The following is an 18,607-nucleotide window of genomic DNA, read 5'->3' on the forward strand; positions in this document are numbered from 1 at the left end:
GCCGGCGGAGCGGCCGCAGGTACAGGTTCGTCCGTGCCCATCCTGCCTACGGCCGCCATGGCATGGCCGCTGCACGGGCAATTCGGCGGGCGGCGCTCAGAGGGCGGCGGCCCACTCGCGCAGCACGTATTTCTGAATCTTGCCGGTGGAGGTCTTCGGCAGCTCGGAGAACACCACGGTACGCGGAATCTTGAACGCGGCCAGGTGTTCGCGACAGAACGCGACGATCTCGCTCTCGGCGATTCCCTGATGATCGCTCTTCAGGGTAATGAACGCACAGGGCGTTTCCCCCCACTTTTCGTCGGGACGCGCCACCACCGCCGCCTCCAGCACCGCCGGATGGCGGTAGAGCACGCCCTCCAGTTCGATGGTGGAGATGTTTTCGCCGCCGGAGATGATGATGTCCTTGAGCCGGTCGCGGATCTCGATGTAGCCGTCCGGATGGCAGACCGCCAGGTCGCCGGTATGGAACCAGCCGCCGGCGAAGGCTTCCTCGGTGGCGCTGGGATTCTTCAGGTAGCCCTTCATCACGGTGTTGCCGCGCATGAAGATCTCGCCGATCGACTGGCCGTCGCGCGGCACCGGCTCGAGGGTCTTCGGATCGGCCACCATCACTCCTTCGAGAGTCGGATAGCGTACGCCCTGGCGCGACTTGATCGCGGCGCGCCGCTCCAGCGGCAGTTCGTCCCATTCGCCGTGCCAGGCGCAGACCGTGACCGGCCCGTAGACCTCGGTGAGGCCGTAGACGTGGGTGACGCGAATGCCCATCTCCTCCACCGCGCCGATCACCTTGGCCGGCGGCGCGGCGCCGGCGACCATGGCGTGCACCGGATGGTCGATGGCGGCCTTGGCCGAGTCGGGCATGTTGATCAGCGCGTTGAGCACGATGGGCGCGCCGCACAGGTGGCTGACCTGGTGTTCGCGGATCAGGGTGAGGATCTTCTGCGGATCGACCCGCCGCAGGCAGACGTGGACGCCGGCCAGCGCGGTCACCGTCCACGGATAGCACCAGCCGTTGCAGTGGAACATCGGCAGGGTCCAGAGGTACACCGGGTGCTGGCCCATCGACCAGGTCATCTGGTTGCCCAGCGCGTTCAGGTAGGCGCCGCGGTGGTGGTAGACCACGCCCTTGGGGTTGCCGGTGGTGCCCGAGGTGTAGTTCAGCGAGATCGCCTGCCATTCGTCGCGCGGCCACTCCCAGGCGAACTGCGGGTCGCCCTCGGCGAGCAGCGCCTCGTAGTCCAGCTCGCCCACCGGGCGGCCTTCGCCGTATTCGGGATCGTTGACGTCGACCACCAGCGGCGGGTGGTCGAGCATGCCGATGGCGGCGTGGATCACCTCGTGGAACTCGTAGTCGGTGATCAGCACCTTGGCTTCGCCGTGCTGCAACATGAAGGCGATGGCTTCGGCGTCGAGGCGTACGTTGAGGGTGTTCAGCACCGCGCCGATCATCGGCACGCCATAGTGCGCCTCGAGCATCTCGGGGATGTTCGGCAGCATCACCGCTACCGTGTCGCCTTGGCCGATGCCGCGTCCGGCCAGGGCCGAGGCCAGGCGCCGGCAGCGTTGGTAGGTCTGCGCCCAGTCGCGGCGGATGTTGCCGTGGATCACCGCGGGGTAGTGCGGATAGACGCTGGCGGTGCGCTCGATGAAGCTCAGCGGCGTCAGGGCGATATGGTTGACGGAGGCGGGCGCGAGACCCTGTTCGAAGATCGACATGAAGAGTACCCCGTGGCTGATTGTTAGCTCTGTTCTGGGTAAGGGTCACGATTTGCTGGATGTCGGAAAAACCGCGTTGAAATCGCGTGTCTTTGCCTGGCTCGGCGGATCGTGAACAGCTTCCAGGGGTTTCCCTGGGTGGGTGCGATTTATAGCAACGATGAAAAATATATGGAAGTTAAACCATAAGCTTATAGTATAAGTACCATATGCATTTGCAGAGTCCTTTTCCGTCCATGAGTCCGCTTCCCGCCTCACCGGCCCTCAACAGTCTCCTGCGCCTGCTGCGCGAGGGCGCGCCGCTGGCCGAGCGGGTCGGCGCGCTGCGCCGCCTGCTGCTCGAACATCCGGGCACGCGCCAGGCCTGGTACCTGGCCTGGCAGCCGCAGGCGCAGAGCTATACCCCGGTACCGCCGTCGCCGGCCCTGCCGCCGGGCGCCGGCGAGCCGAACCGGGCCAGCGACCTGGCGTTGCGCGAGCGCCTGGCGCGCGAGGGCCGGCTGACGCTGGACGAATTGCGGCGTTCGGCTTCCTGGCTCGGCGCGCGCCTGCGGCGCGCCGGCGTGGAGCATGGCATGGCCCTCGCCCTGGATTTGCAGGCTGGCGACGAAGGCCTGCTGCTGGTGGCCTGCGATACGCCGCAGAGCGCCGCGCTGGACTGGCTCGGCCTGCTTCTCGCACCGTTGCTCGCCGCCGCCCGCGGCGTCACCCGTGCCGCGCCGTTCCTCGCCGCCGACCCGCAGCCGGCGCTGCTGCTCGACGGCCAGGCGCAGGCGGTGGAATTCAACCAGGCCTTCCTTGCCTTGCTTGGCGAGCGTCCGCGCGAAGCCTGGCGCGCTTTCCTCCCGGCCAACCATGGGCAACTGGTGCGCGCCAGCCTGGGCCAGGCGCGCGCCCTCGGCGAAGTGGAGGCGGAGTGCGACGGGCGCATCCTGCTCTGGCAGTTCATTCCCGACAGCGCCGAGGGCCGGGTGCTGGCGCGCTGCCGCGACGCCACCGCCAGCCTGCGTGGCGAGCGCGAGGCGGCGCGGGCCAGCCGGCTGTACCGGCTGATCACCGAGAACACCACCGACCTGATTTCCCGGCACACCCTCGACGGCGTCTTCCTCGACGCCTCGCCAGCCTCCTGGACCCTGCTCGGCTACTGGCCGGAGGAGCTGCGCGGGCGGCCGGCGCAGGCGCTGTTCCATCCCCGGGACCGCGGCCAGGTGGCGCTGCGCGCGCGCGAAGCGCTGGAGCAGGACGGCTACCTGACCATCACCTACCGCATCCGCCATCGCGACGGCCGCTACCGCTGGTTCGAGACTGCCAGCCGGGCGATCCGCGAGACCTACACGGGAGCGGTGGTGGAGGTGGTCAGCGTATCCCGCGACGTCACCCGGCGGGTCGAGGCGGAGGAGAATCGCCGGCGCTTGGCCGAGGTGGTCGAGGCGAACACCGATCTGGTGCTGTTCGTCGACGCCGGCGGCCGCCTCACCTACCTCAATCCCTCGGCGCGGGCGGCCCTCGGCATCGCCGACGGCCTGGCGCCGCCGGCGCTGGAGCGCCTGCTGGCCGCCGACACGCTGGCGCGGCTGGCCGAGGAGGGCTGGCGGCAGGCTGGCGAGCGCGGCGTCTGGAGCCGCGAAGGGCGCCTGCAGCCGCAGGACGGGCGGCCGCCGCTGCCGGTTTCGCTGGTGCTGCTGGCCCACCGCGGCAGCGGCGCGGAGCGCTACTACTCGCTGGTGGCCCGCGACATGACCGAACGCGAACTGCGCGAGGCGCAGCAGCGCCGCCACCAGGACGAGCTGGCGCACACCGCGCGGCTGGTCACTCTCGGCGAGCTGGCCTCGGGCATCGCCCACGAGATCAACCAGCCGCTGGCCGCGGTGATGAACTACGCCGGCGCCAGCCAGCGCTACCTGGCCGGCCTCGGCAGCCAGCCGCAAGCCGCCGAGCGGGTCGCCGAGGGCCTGGCGCGGATCGCCGAGCACGCCGGTCACGCGGCGGAGGTGATCAGGCGCCTGCGCGCCTTCCTGCGCAAGGGCCAGCGGCGCCTGCAGGCGCTCGACGTGAACCAGGTGGCGCGCGAGGCCATCGGCCTCTGCGCCTGGGAAGCCAGCCACTGGCAGGTGGCGGTGGAGGAGGCGATGACCGACAATCCGCCGCCGCTGTACGCCGACCGCGTGCTGCTCGAACAGGTGTTCCTCAACCTGCTGCGCAACGCCATCGAGGCCAACCGCGAGGCACACCCGGGGGCGCCGTCGCGGGTCGTCATCGGCAGCCGCGTCGAGCCCGGCGGGCTGCTCTGCCTGTGGGTCCGCGATGAAGGCCCGGGGGTGCCGGCGGATCAACTGGAACACATTTTCACGCCGTTCCACACCAGCAAGGCGGAAGGGCTGGGCCTGGGCCTGTCGATGAGCCGCAGCATCGTCGAAGGCTTCGGCGGCACCCTCGAAGCCGGGCTGCCGGCGGATGGCGGATTGCTCATGAACTGCCGGCTGCCGTTCGCCGCCGGCGCCACCGGAGGAAAGGATGGCGATGCCTGACGAAGCGCTGGTCTACGTGGTCGACGACGACCAGGGCATGCTCGAATCGACGGTCTGGCTGCTGGAGTCGGTCGGCCTCAAGGCCCTGCCCTTCACCCAGGGCCGGGCCTTCCTCGACGCCTGCGAGGGCGGCCGCCACGCCTGCGTCCTGCTCGACGTGCGGATGCCAGGCATGGGCGGGCTGAACGTGCAGGACGAACTGCTGGCGCGCGGCATCGACCTGCCGGTGATCTTCGTCAGCGGCCACGCCGACGTGCCCATCGTGGTGCGCGCCTTCAAGGCCGGCGCGGTGGATTTCATCGAGAAACCCTACAACGAACAATTGCTGCTCGATAGCGTGCAGCAGGCCCTCGATCGCCACGCCCGTCGGCGCCGGCACCGCGATCTCGACGCCGGGTTGCGCGAACGCCTGGACAGCCTCACCCCGCGCGAGCGCGACGTGCTGCTGCCGCTGGTGCGCGGCTACACCAGCCGCGAGGTGGCCGAGCAACTGGAGGTCAGCGTGAAGACCGTCGACCTCTATCGCGCGCGGGTGATGAGGCGCATGCAGGCGCAGACCCTGGCGGACCTGGTGGGCATGGCCATCGCCGCCGGGCTGGTGGATCCGCTGCGCCTGCGCGAGGGCTCCTGAGCGCGCGCTGGATCAGTTGCGCGTAAGCTCCCGGGATGGCGACCGCACCGGCTGGTAGGAACGTTCGCCGCCCAGCGCTTCCGGCGCCCGGCTGCTGCCTTGCAGGGCGGTGTCGAAGACCCCGGCGAAGCGCTGGCGGTCTTCCAGGCTGGTGGCCAGCGCATGTCCATACGAGACGATCGCCTGGTTCACCGGGAAGCGCTCGGCCTGGTAGCCGGCCAGGGCTTCCTCCAGCGCGCAGGCGTCGCGCAGGGCCAGGTCGAGGGCGTCGGCCAGGGCGCTGGCGTCCTCGATGGCCAGGTTCATGCCCTGGCCGGTGATCGGGTGCACGTTGTGGATGGCGTCGCCGAGCATCGCCACGTTGCCCGCCCAGTAGCGGTCCAGGTTCAGGTAGCCGATGGGGATGCCCTTGAAGCGCGAGGTGCCGGTGACGGCGGCGATCGCCTCGGCGCTCTCGTCGCCGACGAACCGTTGCAGGCGCCGGCGCAGCGACTCGCCGCGGGTGTCGGCCATCAGCTCGCGCGACTCCTCCCTGGGAAAGCTCACCACCAGTCGCGCGCGGTCGAAACCGATCGGATAGAAGTAGGCCAGCCCGCCGCGCGAGTCCACGTACAGCCGGTTGCGCTCGGCCACGCAGGGCGCCAGGGCGAAGGTCCCCACCAGCATCGGCGACGGGTAGGGGTGGCGCTCCACCTCGATGTCCAGCAGCCGGCGGCGCACGTAGGAGGCGATACCGTCGGCGCCCACCACCACCCGTGGACGCAGCACGCGGCCGTCGTTCAGGCGCACCTGGCCGACCGCATGGCGCTCGTCGCGCTGCACCGCCTCGATGCGGGTCTCGAACAGCATCTCGACGGTCGCTTCGCCGTCGATCTTTTCCAGTACCAGGCGGCGCAGCGACTCGCAGGGCATGAGGATGAAGTAGCCGCGCGGGTCGACGCTGGAATAGTTGAAATGGCGAAGCAGCTCGCCGTCGTGATAGACCTCCAGCTCATGGCGGACCCGTCCGCCGCGGCGGGTCACCTCGGCCAGCAACCCGGCCGCCTCGACCACCCGGATGCCGGCCGGCTTGAGCAGGTCGGCGCCGTTGATCGCGCGTTCCCGCCGCGCCTGCTCCACCACCGCCACGCGGTGGCCCTGGCGGCCGAGCAGGTAGGCGAGCATCGCCCCGCCGATGCCGCAGCCGTTGATGAGTACGTCGATGTGGATGTCCGTCATGGATGAGTCTCCGTGTCGTTCCTGGCGGAAAAGGGAAGGGTGGAGGCAGCAGCATAACGACGGAACGTTATGCAGAATGGGTGTTGTCCTGCACCTGGTCGCCTGTTCGGCGAACCGGCGACACCGGTTTTCTGACTCGTCCTACATAACCGCAACGGCGCCATCGCTAGATTCCCCCGCGCCGGCATCGCCGGCATTTCAGCGAAGCGCGGCTGTCCGCCTGCCACGTCCGGCGTGGGGTGGCGTGGCCAGCGGCGACTGCCCGTGGGGGATGGATGACGACGAAAAACCTTTGTGTCCTGGCCTGCGCGCTGGGTCTGGCCGGCTGCCTGCAGGGCGCCGTGGTCGAGCGGCCCGACGCGCATGGGGAAACGCTGGCGCCGCCGCCGCTGGCGATCGACTACAACAGCTACCGGACCAGCGCCGCCTACAACAAGAGAGTGCGCTACCTGGTACTGCACTACACGGCGCTGGACTTCTCGCGTTCGGTGGAGGTGCTCACCCGGGGGCCGGGCAGCGCCCACTACCTGGTGCCTTCGCCGGCCGACGCCAGCTACCGCCGCGCCGGCTTCAGCGGGCAGCGGATCTTCAACCTGGTCGACGAGAACGACCGCGCCTGGCATGCCGGGGTCAGCAGCTGGGGCGGACGCGAAGGGCTGAACGACAGTTCCATCGGCATCGAGATCGTCAACCTCGCCCGCGACGACGATGGCGTATTCACCTTCCCGGACTACGAACCGTCGCAGATCGAGGCGCTCAGGCAACTGGCGCGGAACATCCTGCAGCGCTACCCGGACATCTCACCCAAGCACGTCCTCGGGCATTCCGATATCGCCGTGGGGCGCAAGTCCGACCCCGGTCCGAAACTGCCCTGGAAGGAACTCCACGACGCCGGCATCGGCGCCTGGTACGACGACGCCACCCGCGATCGCTACCAGGCACGCTTCGAACGCGACGGGCTGCCGTCGCGCGCAGAGTGGCTGGAAGCCTTGCGCCGCTATGGCTACGCCGTGCCCGAAAGGGGCAATGACGAGGACTTCGCCAAGCTGCTGCGGGCATTCCAGATGCATTTCCGCCCGGACAACCACGATGGCGTGGCGGATGCCGAGACGGCGGCGATCCTCTATGCGCTGAACGAGCGCTACTCCTGAGCCCGGATTCCGCGACAGCGCTGCTCCGGTGCTACTGCAAGCATCCGTCTTGCGCCTATCATGGGGCTTCGCCGAAGCGAAGGCCTGTCGAAACCAGCCAGCCATCGCTGCCTGTTTCGCTGTGCTTCGCTGGCGAACGAACCAGAAGAAAAACAAGAGGCCGCAAGCGATGCAAAGAAGGCGTTTCAGCGCCGCCCTGCAAGGGCAGAATCTCCGCTTCACCGGGGGCGGAGCGGGCGCCCGCGCGCGGGCGCGGGTGGGCTTCCTGCTGCTCGAGCATTTTTCCCTGCCGGCCTTCACCCAGGCACTGGACTCCCTGGTGACCGCCAACCTGATCCGCGGCGAGTCCTTCGCGGTGAGCAATTTCAGCCTCGGCGGCGAGCCGGTGACCAGCGACCTCGGCCTGCTGATCTGCCCGGACCTGGCGCTCTCCGCGGCGGCCGTGGAAGGGCTGGACCTGCTGGTGGTGTGCGGCGGGCTGCGCACGCCGCTGCGTTCCTCCGGCGTGCTGAGGGAGGCGTTGCGGGAGGCGGCGGCGCACGGCATCGCCCTGGCCGGGTTGTGGAACGGTGCCTGGTTCCTCGGCGACGCCGGCCTGCTGGATGGCTACCGCTGCTGCATCCACCCGGAGCACCGCGCCGCGCTCGCCGAGATCGCCCGCCACAGCCAGGTGACCAGCGACAGTTACATGGTCGACCGCGACCGGCTGACCGCGGCCAGCCCCACCGGCGCCTTCAACCTGGCGCTGGAGTGGATCGCCCGGCGCCACGGGCGCGACCTGGTGGAGGCGGTGGTGGACATCCTCGCCTTCGAAGAGTCGCGCTACCGACGGGTGCGTCCGGCGTTGCACGAGAAGATGAGCGAGCCGCTGCGCGAGGTGATCAACCTGATGGCGGCGAACATCGAGGAGCCGCTCAGCCAGGAACAGCTTTCCCAGTACGTGGGCCGCTCGCGGCGGCAGATCGAGCGGCTGTTCCAGCAGCAGCTCGGCACCACCCCGGTGCGCTATTACCTGGAGCTGCGCATCACCGAATGCCGGCGCCTGCTACAGCACTCCGACCTGACCATGCTCGAGGTGCTGGTCGCCTGCGGCTTCGTCTCGCCCAGCCATTTCAGCAAGTGCTACACCGCCTTCTATGGCTATCCGCCGTCGAAGGAAGTGCGCTACGGCAACGTCCGCTCGGCGAAATGAAGGCGTTTTACCTGCTGCCGGACGGCCGGTGGCGGAGTTCGTCCACCACCGGCCGCAGCCGGGCGAGACCGGCGGGACCTGAGCGAGGCTCTCAGGGACGTCCCGCGGTCACCCCGCCGTCGACCGGCAGCACGGTCCCGGTGATCCAGCCGGCGGCGTCCGAGGCGAGGAACAGGATGGCCGCGGCGACGTCGCCCGGCTGGCCGTTGCGCCCCAGGGGATGGAAGGCGTTGAAGCCGGGCAGCACCTCGCGGACCTGTTCGGGGTCCATGAAAGTGGCGTAGACCGGGGTCTCGACCACCGCCGGCGCCACGGTATTGATGCGGATATTGGCGCCGGCCAGTTCCAGGGCGAGGTTGCGGGTCAGCGCGTGGACTCCGGCGTTGGCCGCCGAGTAGGCGGCCGAGGGCGTCGCGCCGACGGCCTGGATCGCCCATAGCGAGCCGGTCTGCACGATGGCCCCGGCGCCGCGCCGGAGCATGGCGCGGGCGGCGGCCTGGGCCATGAAGTACTTGCCCTTGAGGATGGTATCGAGGAAATCGTCGTACTCCTCCGGGGTGACCTCGAGGAACGGCTTGGGACGGAAGATCCCGGCGTTGTTGACCAGGATGTCGACGCCGCCGAAGGTGGCGCTGGCCAGGTCCACCAGCGCCTGGGCGGTGGCCGGGTCGGCGATGTCGCCGGCGAGGGTGCGGACGCTGTCGCCGACGGGGTCGATGTCACGGGCGGCGCGCTCCAGCTTGGCCGCGTCGCGGCCGCCGATGACCACCCGTGCGCCGGCCTCGACCAGGCGCCGGGCGACCTCCTTGCCGATCCCCGAGCCGCCGCCGGTGACGATCGCGACCTTGTCAGAAAAACTATTCATGATGGACCTCCCCCAAGCGGGTTGGGCGAAACTGTTGCGTTTGTGGGAAAGAGGCCACGTCTCTCCCGCAAAGCTGCTATTTTCGGCAAGAGGCGCGACCTGTACGGAGCGGATTGTCGAACCGCGGGGATGTCGCCACAACGCATGAGTTCTTTCCTTGCGGAAAAGAAAATCTATCGATGAACGGTCCCGTGTATCTCAACGCCCTGCGCGCCTTCGAAGCCGCCGCGCGGCACCTGAGCTTCTCCGCCGCGGCGGCCGAGCTGAACGTCACTCCCGCCGCCGTTGGCCAACAGGTGCGCAATCTCGAGGCCTGGCTGGGCAGCGAATTGTTCATCCGCGCCGGCCACGGTGCCGCGCGCCTGACCCTGACCGAGGCCGCGCGCGCCGCGTTGCCGGATATCCGCGCCGGCTTCGAACGCCTGGCCAGCGGCCTGGCCAGGCTGAAGGACAGCGGCCGCCAGGCGGGCCTGACGGTGACGGTCAGCCCGGCCTTCGCGGCGAAGTGGCTGCTGCCGCGCATCGAGCGTTTCCAGCAGGCTCACCCGCGCATCGACGTGTTGCTGGACACCAACTCGCGCTCGCTGGATTTCCATCACGAGCGCATCGACATTGGCGTGCGCTACGGCGCCGGTCGCTGGCCGGGCCTGGCCGCGATCCGCCTGCTGGACGAGGTGATGTTCCCGGTCTGCGCGCCCGGCTACCCGCCGTTGCGCAACGGCCGGCTGAGCCGCGCGGCGCTGGCGCGCTGCACCCTGATCCATGACCTGTCGATGGCCAGCGATCCCGACTATCCGACCTGGCGCACCTGGCTGGACGCGGCGGGACACGGCGATCTCGGCGCCGACCACGGCCTGGCGATCAACAACTCGGCGGCGGTGCTGCAGGCGGCGATGGACGGCCAGGGGCTGGCCCTGGCCCGCAGTGTGATGGTGCAGGACGACCTGGCGGCGGGCCGCCTGGTCCGCCCGCTGATCGGCCGCAACGGCACGGAGCGCGCGCTGGCCCAGGCCTACTACGTGGTCTACCGGCCCGAATGCGGGGCGCTGGAGAAGGTCCGCGCGTTCCGCGACTGGTTGCTGGGCGAGGCCGGCAGGCCGGCCGCGGGCTGAGGTGCGTTCAGCCGCGCCTTGCCCGCGCGCAGTCGCCCATGGCCGCGCCGAGCGCCTGCTCGCCGCGCGCCAGCAGCGCCTCGCTGGCGCCCTGGATGTCGCGGGCTTCCTTGTTCTGGCTGAGCTTGAACTTGCCGACCAGGCGGGTGATCTCGACCTCGATGCCGACGATCAGCCGGAGCATCTCGTCGATGTACTCGGCGGGGCCGTCGGTCATCTTCCAGGGCTGCGCCTGGGACGCCTCGTGGGTGCGCGTCAGGCGCGCCACCAGGCCGCGCACGTAGCGTTGGTCGTCGCGGATCCGCACCCGGCCGTGGGCGTGGACCACCCGGTAGTTCCAGGTCGGCACCTGGCGGTGGTGCTCCTGCTTGCTCGGGTACCACTGCGGCGAGATGTAGGCGTCGCCGGCGCGGAACACCACCAGCACCTCGTCGCCGTCGCGCAGCTCGCGCCACACCGGGTTGTTGCGCGCGACATGGGCTTCCAGGGTGCCTTGCGCGCCCTTTTCCGGGCTCAGCTCGAACGGCAGGTGGTTGGCGTCCAGACCCGCTTCGCCGTGGGTCAGCAGCAGGCCCAGCGGGTATTCGCGGATCAGCGCGTGCAGCGCCTGCGGGTCGGGCTCTTCGAAATGCGAAGGCAGGTACATGTTCCGTTCTCCTCTCGGGGCAGCGCCTTTATACGCTTTCCGTGGGCGATGCCGCCACGGGCAACAGGCGCGCGTCGGCGCGCATGCCGGGCATCATCAGGCGCAGTTCGTCGAGCAGCAGGTCGCCCGCTTCGTACAGGGCTCGCAGCGGCATCTCCGGCAGGCTCTCGAGGATGAACCACATGCGCCGGGCGCTGGCGTCCAGGCGGGTGCGCACGCCCTGGCGCCAGTTCCAGCGGCGGCAGGTGACGCCGAGGTCGTCGCGCCAGACCACCTCGCCGGCTTCCGGCGACTCGACCACCGCCTCGCCATTGCTCAGGGTGTCGAAGGTTTCGCTGCCGTCGGCGAGCACCAGGCGCGGCGTACCGGCGTAGGCGGCGAGGTTCTCGCCGCCTGCCGGAATGGCGAACTGCACGCTGATGGCGTTGTACAGGTCCACCACCGGGTCGATGCCCGGCAACCTGCCGTCGCGCAGCGCGCGCTTGCGCAGGGCCTCGGCGGAGCAGGGGGTGCGCTGCGGCTTGGCGCCGAAGCGGCGGAAGGTCTCGGCCCAGGCCGCCAGGTGCGCCTCGGCCCAGGCCGGTTCGCCTCGCGCCAGCGCCTGGCAGGCGCGTTCCATGGCGCGGCCGGCGATTTCCGGACGAACGATCGGCGCCGCCTCGACGGTGAGGCTCAGGGCGCGGAAGCCGGGGGCGAGGGCAGCCACCTCGGCGGCGATGACGGGGATGTTCGGGGCGTGGTCGGGCATGGCGTCTTCTTGTTCGATGGGAGACAGGAGGGGAGCATTCAGGATGGCGGGCCCGGGAAGCGGCGGGTGGATTTCTACCATCCGGGCATCGGCCTCGCCATGAAATCAGCGAATGAATTATTAGCTGTGCTGATGATCGGGCAGGTGGCTTCAGCTGCGCTGATGATCGTTGGCGGCCGCCGCGTGCCGGCGAAGCCGACGCCAGAGCCTGCCGCCGGCCAGAAGGGCTGGACAGCGCGACGCCAGGGGCGCAGTGTTCGAGCGGTCAGAAATCGCCACCACCCGAGGTAATACGCAGATGGCCAAGGCAGCCGATGTGGTTGTGCAATGCCTGGAGAACGAGGGCGTGCAATACGTCTTCGGCATTCCCGGCGAGGAAAATCTCGACCTGCTGGAATCCCTGCGCAAGTCGCAGATCCGCCTGGTGCTGACCCGCCACGAGCAGTCGGCCGGCTTCATGGCCGCCACCTACGGGCGCCTCACCGGCAAGACCGGGGTCAGCCTGTCGACCCTCGGCCCGGGCGCCACCAACCTGGTCACCGCCGGCGCCTACGCCTACCTGGGCGGCATGCCGATGCTGATGATCACCGGGCAGAAGCCGATCAAGAAGTCCAAGCAGGGGCGCTTCCAGATCCTCGACGTGGTCGGCATGATGCAGCCGCTGACCAAGTACACCCATCAACTGGCCTCCGCCGACATCATCCCCTCGCGGGTCCGCGAGGCGTTCCGCCTGGCCGAGGAGGAGAAGCCCGGCGCGGTGCATCTGGAGCTGCCGGAGGACATCGCCGCCGAGCAGACCGACAGCCTGCCGATCCCGCCGAGCCTGAGCCGCCGGCCGCTGGCGGAATACAAGGCGATCTGCGCCGCGGTGGAGAAGCTGCGCGCCGCGCGCAGTCCGATCCTGGTGATCGGCGCCGGGGCCAACCGCAAGATGACCGCCAAGGTCCTCAAGCAACTGATCGACAAGACCGGCATTCCCTTCGTCACCACCCAGATGGGCAAGGGCGTGGTCGACGAGCGCCACCCGCGCTTCCTCGGCAACGCCGCGCTGTCCGCCGGCGACTTCGTGCACCGCGCGGTGGAGGCGGCCGACCTGATCGTCAACATCGGCCACGACGTGATCGAGAAGCCGCCGTTCTTCATGGTTCGCGGCGGTACCGAGGTGATCCACGTGAACTTCCGTTCCGCCGAGGTGGACCCGGTGTATTTCCCGCAGATCGAGGTGGTGGGCGACATCGCCAACGCCGTCTGGCAGATCGGCGAGGCGTTGGACGATACCGCGCACTGGGACTTCAGCCGCCTGCTGGCGATCCGCGAGGCCAACGAGGCGCAGGTCGCCGAAGGCGCCGACGACCCGCGCTTCCCGCTCTATCCGCAGCGCCTGGTGGCCGATGTGCGCCGGGCGTTGCCGTCGCAGGGCATCGTTGCCCTGGACAACGGCATGTACAAGATCTGGTTCGCCCGCAACTACAAGGCGCACATGCCCAACACCGTGCTGCTGGACAACGCCCTCGCCACCATGGGCGCCGGCCTGCCCTCGGCGATGGCCGCGCACCTGGTCTACCCGGACCGGCCGATCGTCGCGGTGTGCGGCGATGGCGGCTTCATGATGAACAGCCAGGAACTGGAAACCGCGGTGCGGCTGAAGATGAACCTGACGGTGATCATCCTGCGCGACAACGGCTACGGGATGATCCGCTGGAAGCAATCGAACATGGGCTTCGCCGACTTCGGCCTGGACTACGGCAACCCGGACTTCGTGCGCTACGCCGAGGCCTACGGCGCCCACGGCCACCGGGTCGACAGCGCCGAGGGCTTCCTGCCGCTGCTGGAGCGCTGCCTGGGCACGCCCGGGGTGCATGTGATCGATTGCCCGGTGGATTACTCGGAGAACGACCGCATCCTCAACGTCGAGCTGCGCGAACGCGCCCTGGCGGTCTGAACCGCCGGGGCGTCGCGCCGGCGTGCGTTCCGGCGCGACGGCTCAGAACAGCGACAGGTTGTAGCTGGCGATCAGGCGCACCTCGTCCACGTCGCGCGCCGAGCGCTCGAAGTCGGTGCGGTAGGTGGCGTTGCGCAGGCGCAGGCTGAGGTCCTTGAAGCGGCCGCTCTGTACCACGTACTTCAGCTCGACGTCGCGCTCCCATTCCTTGCCCTCGTCGCCGTTGGCCAGGCGGATATGGTCGCCGTTGACGTAGCGGGTCATGAAGCTCAGGCCGGGCACGCCGACGCTGCGCAGGTCGAAGTCGTAGCGCAGTTGCCAGGAGCGTTCCTCGGGGTTGGCGAAGTCGTTCACCTGCAGGTAGTTGGCCAGGTACGGATTGCTGCCGTCGAGGTAGGGCATCGAGCTGGCGCCGTTCATCCGCTGCCAGCCGGCGCTGAGCGTGTGGCCGCCCTGGGCGTAGGCGAGCAGCAGGCTGAGGGCGCGGTTGTCGATCCTGCCGGCGCGGGCCGCGCCGGCGTCCTCGCTGTCGAACCAGCGCAGGTCGGCGCTCAGCTTGCCGGCGCCGAGCTGCCGCTTGCCCACCGCGCCGAGGTAGCGCTGGCGATAGACGTTGCGCAGGCCGCCCTGGGCGTATTGCAGCAGCAGGCCGTCGTTGACCTGGTAGTCGAGCTGGTAGGCGTCGAAGCGGCTGCCGGTGATGTCGCAGGCGTAGCGCTTGTTCTTGCAGTGCAGGCGGATGTCCTGGGCGTCGCTGGAGTCACGCGCGGTGTAGCGTTCCAGGCGGGTGGCGGAAAGCCTGAGCCCGGCGATCTCCTCGCTGGTCAGCTGCGCGCCGTGGAACAGGGTCGGCAGCAGGCGTCCGTCGTTGTATTTCAGCAACGGCATGTCCGGCAGCATCGCGCCGTACCTGAACTGTGTCTGCGAGAAGCGCATCTTGCCGGTGACGCCGGCCTTGGCGTACTGGTCGACCGAGCGACGCGGATCGTGGCCGCTGGAGGGCAGCAGGCCGCTGTTGCTGTCGGCGGGGCTGGAGTCGAGCTTGATCCCGAGCATCGCCAGGGTGTCCACGCCGAAGCCCAGCGCCCCTTCGGTATAGCCCGAGCGCAGGTCGAGGATGAAGCCCTGCGCGGCTTCCTCGCGCTTGGCGGCGCCCTGCGGGCTGGATGAGCTGCCGTCGCGGAAATCGCGGTTGAAGTAGACGGTGCGCGCCTCCAGGCGCGCGCTGCTGTCCTCGAGGAAGGCGGCGCTGGCCGGGGTGACGAAACCGCCGCACAGGGCGAGGGCGCCCAGGCCGCGGAGCGTGCGGGACGAAGGAGGGGAAAACGGGGCGGACATGCGGTGACTCTCGACAGCGGGGTAAAAAAAGCGCGCGAAGGTGTCACAGATGACCGGCGGGGTCTTTGCGACCTTGGTCTAGCCGAAGGTGGCGTCACGCTCCGCAGGCATCCCCGGCACCGTTACAGTCTCGCACCCATCGTTCGGTCGGGGATTGATTACAAGAAAATCATTGATGTGAATCTGAATGTAATATTACAGTTGTTTGCATCGAATGATAAAAGAAGTCATGAAAATGTCCCCCGCTCCCGCGACCTGATCCTCAAGTTCCTCCTGAGCGCCGACGACGGCCAGTTGACCGCGCGCGACGCGGTGGCCGCCTGCGCGCTGTTCGGCATCCGCGAGAACAGCGTCAGGGTCGCGCTGGTGCGCCTGGCCGCCGCCGGCATGATCGAGGCAGCCGAGCGCGGCGCCTATCGCCTGGGTGCCAATGCCAGCGACCTGGCGGAGGACGTGCGCGACTGGCGCAACGCCGAGTCGCGCGTGGGACCCTGGAGCGGTGCCTGGATCGTCGCGCATTGCGCCGGCCTGGGACGCACCGATCGCGCACAGCTGCGCCGGCGCGAACGAGCGCTGGAACTGCTGGGGTTCCGCGAGCTGGAGCGCGAGTTGTTCGTGCGTCCGGACAATCTGCTGGGCGGCGTGACGATGGTCAGGGAGCGCCTGCTCAAGCTCGGCCTCGAACCTTCGGCCTGTGTGTTCCTGGCGATGCAGTTCGACCCGACCCGCGAGGCGCGCGCGCGCGGCCTCTGGGATGGCAAGGGCCTCGATCGCGGCTACCGCAGGACCGCCGAGAAGCTCCGCGGCTGGATGGCGCGGGCCGATGCGATGGAGCCCGAGGCGGCGGCGCGCGAGTCCTTCCTGCTCGGCAGCGCGGCGATCCGCCAGTTGGTCTACGACCCGCTGCTCCCCGAGCCACTGGTTGATCCGCACGAGCGCCGCGCCTTCATCGAGGCCCTGTTGCGCTACGACGATGCCGGCCGAGCCATCTGGCGCAGCCTGCGAGCGCCGGCGCTTGCCGGGGCGCCGGCCGGCAGCGCCGCCGAACCTGTCCGCCACTGACCGTCACGAGGTTGCCATGCTCCAGGATGCCGCCGTTCGCCAGGAACGTTCACCCGCCACGCGCCGCAAGCTCACGCAGTTGTTCAGCCGCGACGAAATCCGCATGCTGACCCGGCGCTCGGATCTCATGGGATTCGCCGCCGTCGGCTTCACCTGGGGCGTCATCGCCCTGGCGTTCGCCGCCATGGCCTGGGCCAGCGGGCAGGCGCCGGCGCTGGCGGTCCCGGTGTTCCTGCTCGCCATCGCACTGATCGCCGGGCGGCAACTGGCCCTGGCGATACTCATGCACGATGCCTCCCACGGCACCTTGTTCAGGCATCGCTGGCTCAACGAGGTCTTCGCCGACTGGGTGTGCGCCAGGCCGATCTGGAACGACCTGAAGAAATACCGCAGCCATCATCTCGCGCATCACGCCCGGACCGGCCAGGCGGACGATCCGGATCTCTCGCTGGTGGCGCCCTTCCCGACGACCCGGGCGTCGCTGGCGCGCAAGCTGCTGCGCGACCTCAGCGGCCTGACCGGGGTGAAGTTCTTCATCGGTCGCTTTCTCATGGATGCCGGCTACCTCAGGTGGACGGTGGCCAACGAGCGGGTCAGGCTGCCCGCCGACGGGCAGACGTTCGCCAGTCGCGGACTGCTGTTCCTGCGCAACGCGACGCCCACCCTCATCACCAACGCGCTGCTCTTCGGCCTGCTCTGGACCGCCGGACATGCCTGGCTGTACCTCGCCTGGGTGGTCGCCTACATGACACCCTTCGCCGCCTTCGTGCGTATCCGCTCCATGGCCGAGCATGCCTGTACCGAGAACGTCGCCGACAACTTCCTCAACACCCGCACCACCCGCGCCGGCTGGATCGCCAGGGCCACGGTGGCGCCCATCAACGTGAACTACCACATCGAACACCACGTGATGGCCTCGGTGCCGTACTTCCGCCTGCCGTTGATGCACCGGATGCTGCGCGAGCGCAACGCCACCGGTGCGCCGCCGGGCTACCTGGAAGTGCTGCGGATCGTGTCGTCGCGCCGGGCCGCCTGAAGCCTCCCGAGCGCCGGCTCGCGCAGGGCTTGCGGCCTAGCGCCTGACGCAGACGAACAGCGCGTTGCCGGAGTCGCCGTCCCAGGGAGTGATCCGCTGGTAGTCGTGCTCGAAGACCTGTACCTCGAAGTGCGGCCGCAGCAGTTCCAGCAGCTCGCCGAAGCCGAGGGCGACCATGGGGTGTTCATCCTGCCAGGCCTGGGTGGTTCCCGCCGTGGTCTTCTCGATGCCGAGGCGCAGCGTCTGTCGCTCGCCCTCGCCGCCGTAGTGCCAGCCGGAGCCGAAGGTGAAGCGGCTGCCCTCGTGTTCCAGGGTGTGGCGGACGAACGAACGGTTGTCGATCCGGTGCTTGTCCACCGCGTTGAAGCAGAAGACCCCGCCGTCTCCAAGCGCCTCGTGGACGCTCGCCAGGCAGGCCCGCAGGGGAGCCAGGCCGGCGTTGTAGTGGATCGAGTAGAGGAAGCAGGTGATCAGGTCGAGCGTTTCCTCGACCTGGAAGTCGGCCATGTCCTGGCGACTGAAACGTGCCTCGGGGCAGCGCTGCCGGGCGAGGTCGAGCATCGGCTGGTTGATGTCCAGGCCGGCGCTGCGGTAGCCGAAGTCCAGGAAGTGGCGCACGTGCGGGCCGGTGCCGCAGGCCAGGTCCAGGTGGCGGCGCCCCTGGTTGCCGAACAGCTGGTGCAGGCGCCGCACGCAGTGGCTCTGCGCCTGGTAGTCGATGTCGGCGCACATCAGGTCGTAGTAGGCGGACAGGTCGGTGTACAGCGCGTTGGAGGACATGGACGGGAGGTCGACGGCGGTTTCGGCGCGGCATGGTACCCCAGTCCCGGGCGCTACCGGCTAAAAACCGCCCGCCGGCCGGCGGATCGCCACCGGGCGCTCAGTCGTGCCGTGGCCAGTCATCGGCGATCCGCTACCAGCAGGCCCGCGACGCCACCTGGACGTGCTTCTGCTTCTACGCGAGTAGCGGCGTGTCCAGGCTGCCCAGGGCGTCCGTGGTTGCGCGAAGGGGGCCGAGTCAAGCAGGCCGTGTCGCGGTTGTCGAGCCTCCCCGCGGTCGCGGGTTGTCGGTGCCGGGCTGGATGTCTGCTAGGCTCTGCGCTTTCAACCGAGGAGTACCTCCCCATGGCCCGAGCCACTGCCCGCCACATCCTGGTTTCCAGCGAAGCCAAGTGCAACGAACTGAAGACCGCCATCGAAGGCGGCGCCGACTTCGCCGAGATCGCCCGCCAGCATTCGACCTGTCCCTCCGGCCGCGACGGCGGCAACCTCGGGTCCTTCGGGCCCGGCCAGATGGTCCGCGAATTCGACCAGGTGGTCTTCAGCGCGCCGCTGAACGTGGTCCAGGGACCGGTGAAGACCCAGTTCGGCTACCACCTGCTGGAAGTCACCAGCCGCCAGGACTGAACAGACGGCGGG

At 69.2% G+C, this 18,607-nt stretch carries 17 protein-coding genes; 10 read left to right on the forward strand and 7 right to left on the reverse strand.

All coding sequences use genetic code 11. The features are described 5' to 3' along the window. Positions 1–96 precede the first annotated feature (96 nt). Entirely contained in the window at positions 97–1,719 is a 1,623-nt protein-coding gene (locus tag B7D75_RS03765; RefSeq protein ID WP_003151352.1) for an acyl-CoA synthetase, read from the reverse strand. A 236-nt stretch (positions 1,720–1,955) separates the two neighbouring features. On the opposite strand from B7D75_RS03765, the gene bfiS reads away from it, so the two are divergent. Together bfiS and bfiR are read left to right on the forward strand one after the other, a co-directional pair. Continuing rightward, a complete protein-coding gene (bfiS, locus tag B7D75_RS03770; protein WP_043100478.1) occupies positions 1,956–4,247 on the forward strand; it encodes a two-component system sensor histidine kinase BfiS in 2,292 nt (763 codons plus the stop codon). Next, complete coding sequence (bfiR, locus tag B7D75_RS03775; protein WP_033998380.1) at positions 4,234–4,878, forward strand: two-component system response regulator BfiR; 645 nt, start codon at positions 4,234–4,236, stop codon at positions 4,876–4,878. Before bfiS ends, bfiR begins: the two co-directional genes overlap by 14 nt. 12 nt (positions 4,879–4,890) lie before the next feature. Here bfiR and pqsL read toward each other — a convergent pair whose 3' ends face one another. Then, positions 4,891–6,096 (reverse strand): FAD-dependent monooxygenase PqsL, encoded by a 1,206-nt coding sequence (gene pqsL, locus B7D75_RS03780; protein ID WP_033998379.1) that lies wholly within the window; start codon positions 6,094–6,096, stop codon positions 4,891–4,893. A gap of 275 nt (positions 6,097–6,371) precedes the next feature. Here pqsL and B7D75_RS03785 point away from each other — a divergent pair, with 275 nt between their 5' ends. After that, on the forward strand, positions 6,372–7,247 hold the full coding sequence (locus B7D75_RS03785; protein WP_234599964.1) for an N-acetylmuramoyl-L-alanine amidase: 876 nt from the start codon (positions 6,372–6,374) through the stop codon (positions 7,245–7,247). Positions 7,248–7,416: 169 nt separating this feature from the next. Then, positions 7,417–8,439, forward strand: a complete 1,023-nt coding sequence (locus tag B7D75_RS03790; RefSeq protein ID WP_034081602.1) for a GlxA family transcriptional regulator — start codon at positions 7,417–7,419, stop codon at positions 8,437–8,439. A gap of 91 nt (positions 8,440–8,530) precedes the next feature. Here B7D75_RS03790 and B7D75_RS03795 read toward each other — a convergent pair whose 3' ends face one another. Next, positions 8,531–9,304, reverse strand: coding sequence for an SDR family NAD(P)-dependent oxidoreductase (locus B7D75_RS03795; protein WP_012074268.1), 774 nt, complete (start codon positions 9,302–9,304; stop codon positions 8,531–8,533). 179 nt (positions 9,305–9,483) lie between these two features. Here B7D75_RS03795 and gcvA point away from each other — a divergent pair, with 179 nt between their 5' ends. Continuing rightward, entirely contained in the window at positions 9,484–10,416 is a 933-nt protein-coding gene (gene gcvA, locus B7D75_RS03800; protein WP_033998375.1) for a transcriptional regulator GcvA, read from the forward strand. Positions 10,417–10,423: 7 nt separating this feature from the next. Here gcvA and B7D75_RS03805 read toward each other — a convergent pair whose 3' ends face one another. Continuing rightward, positions 10,424–11,062, reverse strand: coding sequence for an FMN-binding negative transcriptional regulator (locus B7D75_RS03805; RefSeq protein ID WP_012074270.1), 639 nt, complete (start codon positions 11,060–11,062; stop codon positions 10,424–10,426). A 28-nt stretch (positions 11,063–11,090) separates the two neighbouring features. Continuing rightward, positions 11,091–11,810, reverse strand: a complete 720-nt coding sequence (locus tag B7D75_RS03810) for a B3/B4 domain-containing protein (RefSeq protein WP_034081605.1) — start codon at positions 11,808–11,810, stop codon at positions 11,091–11,093. 66 nt (positions 11,811–11,876) lie between these two features. Here B7D75_RS03810 and B7D75_RS03815 point away from each other — a divergent pair, with 66 nt between their 5' ends. Together B7D75_RS03815 and B7D75_RS03820 are read left to right on the forward strand one after the other, a co-directional pair. Further along, complete coding sequence (locus B7D75_RS03815) at positions 11,877–12,101, forward strand: hypothetical protein (RefSeq protein WP_012074272.1); 225 nt, start codon at positions 11,877–11,879, stop codon at positions 12,099–12,101. Between the two features lie 7 nt (positions 12,102–12,108). Continuing rightward, positions 12,109–13,752 (forward strand): acetolactate synthase large subunit, encoded by a 1,644-nt coding sequence (locus B7D75_RS03820; protein WP_034081606.1) that lies wholly within the window; start codon positions 12,109–12,111, stop codon positions 13,750–13,752. A 42-nt stretch (positions 13,753–13,794) separates the two neighbouring features. Here the strand turns inward: B7D75_RS03820 and B7D75_RS03825 are convergent, their stop codons facing one another. Continuing rightward, the gene (locus tag B7D75_RS03825; protein ID WP_107113750.1) at positions 13,795–15,090 is read right to left on the reverse strand and encodes an OprD family porin; all 1,296 of its coding nucleotides are present in this window, start codon (positions 15,088–15,090) and stop codon (positions 13,795–13,797) included. A 177-nt stretch (positions 15,091–15,267) separates the two neighbouring features. On the opposite strand from B7D75_RS03825, the gene B7D75_RS03830 reads away from it, so the two are divergent. Both B7D75_RS03830 and B7D75_RS03835 read left to right on the forward strand, forming a co-directional pair. Then, positions 15,268–16,152: a PaaX family transcriptional regulator C-terminal domain-containing protein gene (locus B7D75_RS03830; RefSeq protein WP_407692171.1), complete on the forward strand. Its 885-nt coding sequence runs from the start codon at positions 15,268–15,270 to the stop codon at positions 16,150–16,152. A 16-nt stretch (positions 16,153–16,168) separates the two neighbouring features. Next, positions 16,169–17,188: a fatty acid desaturase family protein gene (locus tag B7D75_RS03835; RefSeq protein ID WP_052151126.1), complete on the forward strand. Its 1,020-nt coding sequence runs from the start codon at positions 16,169–16,171 to the stop codon at positions 17,186–17,188. A gap of 36 nt (positions 17,189–17,224) precedes the next feature. On the opposite strand, the gene B7D75_RS03840 is transcribed toward B7D75_RS03835, so the two are convergent. Continuing rightward, complete coding sequence (locus B7D75_RS03840) at positions 17,225–17,968, reverse strand: class I SAM-dependent DNA methyltransferase (RefSeq protein WP_003157457.1); 744 nt, start codon at positions 17,966–17,968, stop codon at positions 17,225–17,227. Positions 17,969–18,313: 345 nt separating this feature from the next. On the opposite strand from B7D75_RS03840, the gene B7D75_RS03850 reads away from it, so the two are divergent. After that, positions 18,314–18,595 carry a peptidylprolyl isomerase gene (locus B7D75_RS03850; RefSeq protein ID WP_003157456.1) on the forward strand — a complete coding sequence of 94 codons (282 nt, stop codon included), beginning with the start codon at positions 18,314–18,316 and terminating at the stop codon, positions 18,593–18,595. Positions 18,596–18,607 lie beyond the last annotated feature (12 nt).

The sequence above is a fragment of the Pseudomonas paraeruginosa genome, assembly GCF_003025345.2.
GTDB classification, from domain to species: Bacteria; Pseudomonadota; Gammaproteobacteria; order Pseudomonadales; family Pseudomonadaceae; genus Pseudomonas; species Pseudomonas paraeruginosa.

What these genes read in the sequence shown, in the direction of transcription:
- B7D75_RS03765 (WP_003151352.1), bottom strand. Translation starts at nt 1,719, where the DNA reads ATGTCGATCTTCGAACAGGGTCTCGCGCCCGCCTCCGTCAACCATATC.
- B7D75_RS03790 (WP_034081602.1), top strand. Translation starts at nt 7,417, where the DNA reads ATGCAAAGAAGGCGTTTCAGCGCCGCCCTGCAAGGGCAGAATCTCCGC.
- B7D75_RS03840 (WP_003157457.1), bottom strand. Translation starts at nt 17,968, where the DNA reads ATGTCCTCCAACGCGCTGTACACCGACCTGTCCGCCTACTACGACCTG.
- B7D75_RS03810 (WP_034081605.1), bottom strand. Translation starts at nt 11,810, where the DNA reads ATGCCCGACCACGCCCCGAACATCCCCGTCATCGCCGCCGAGGTGGCT.
- B7D75_RS03835 (WP_052151126.1), top strand. Translation starts at nt 16,169, where the DNA reads ATGCTCCAGGATGCCGCCGTTCGCCAGGAACGTTCACCCGCCACGCGC.
- B7D75_RS03785 (WP_234599964.1), top strand. Translation starts at nt 6,372, where the DNA reads ATGACGACGAAAAACCTTTGTGTCCTGGCCTGCGCGCTGGGTCTGGCC.
- B7D75_RS03820 (WP_034081606.1), top strand. Translation starts at nt 12,109, where the DNA reads ATGGCCAAGGCAGCCGATGTGGTTGTGCAATGCCTGGAGAACGAGGGC.
- B7D75_RS03825 (WP_107113750.1), bottom strand. Translation starts at nt 15,090, where the DNA reads ATGTCCGCCCCGTTTTCCCCTCCTTCGTCCCGCACGCTCCGCGGCCTG.
- bfiS (WP_043100478.1), top strand. Translation starts at nt 1,956, where the DNA reads ATGAGTCCGCTTCCCGCCTCACCGGCCCTCAACAGTCTCCTGCGCCTG.
- B7D75_RS03805 (WP_012074270.1), bottom strand. Translation starts at nt 11,062, where the DNA reads ATGTACCTGCCTTCGCATTTCGAAGAGCCCGACCCGCAGGCGCTGCAC.
- pqsL (WP_033998379.1), bottom strand. Translation starts at nt 6,096, where the DNA reads ATGACGGACATCCACATCGACGTACTCATCAACGGCTGCGGCATCGGC.
- gcvA (WP_033998375.1), top strand. Translation starts at nt 9,484, where the DNA reads ATGAACGGTCCCGTGTATCTCAACGCCCTGCGCGCCTTCGAAGCCGCC.
- B7D75_RS03850 (WP_003157456.1), top strand. Translation starts at nt 18,314, where the DNA reads ATGGCCCGAGCCACTGCCCGCCACATCCTGGTTTCCAGCGAAGCCAAG.
- B7D75_RS03795 (WP_012074268.1), bottom strand. Translation starts at nt 9,304, where the DNA reads ATGAATAGTTTTTCTGACAAGGTCGCGATCGTCACCGGCGGCGGCTCG.
- bfiR (WP_033998380.1), top strand. Translation starts at nt 4,234, where the DNA reads ATGGCGATGCCTGACGAAGCGCTGGTCTACGTGGTCGACGACGACCAG.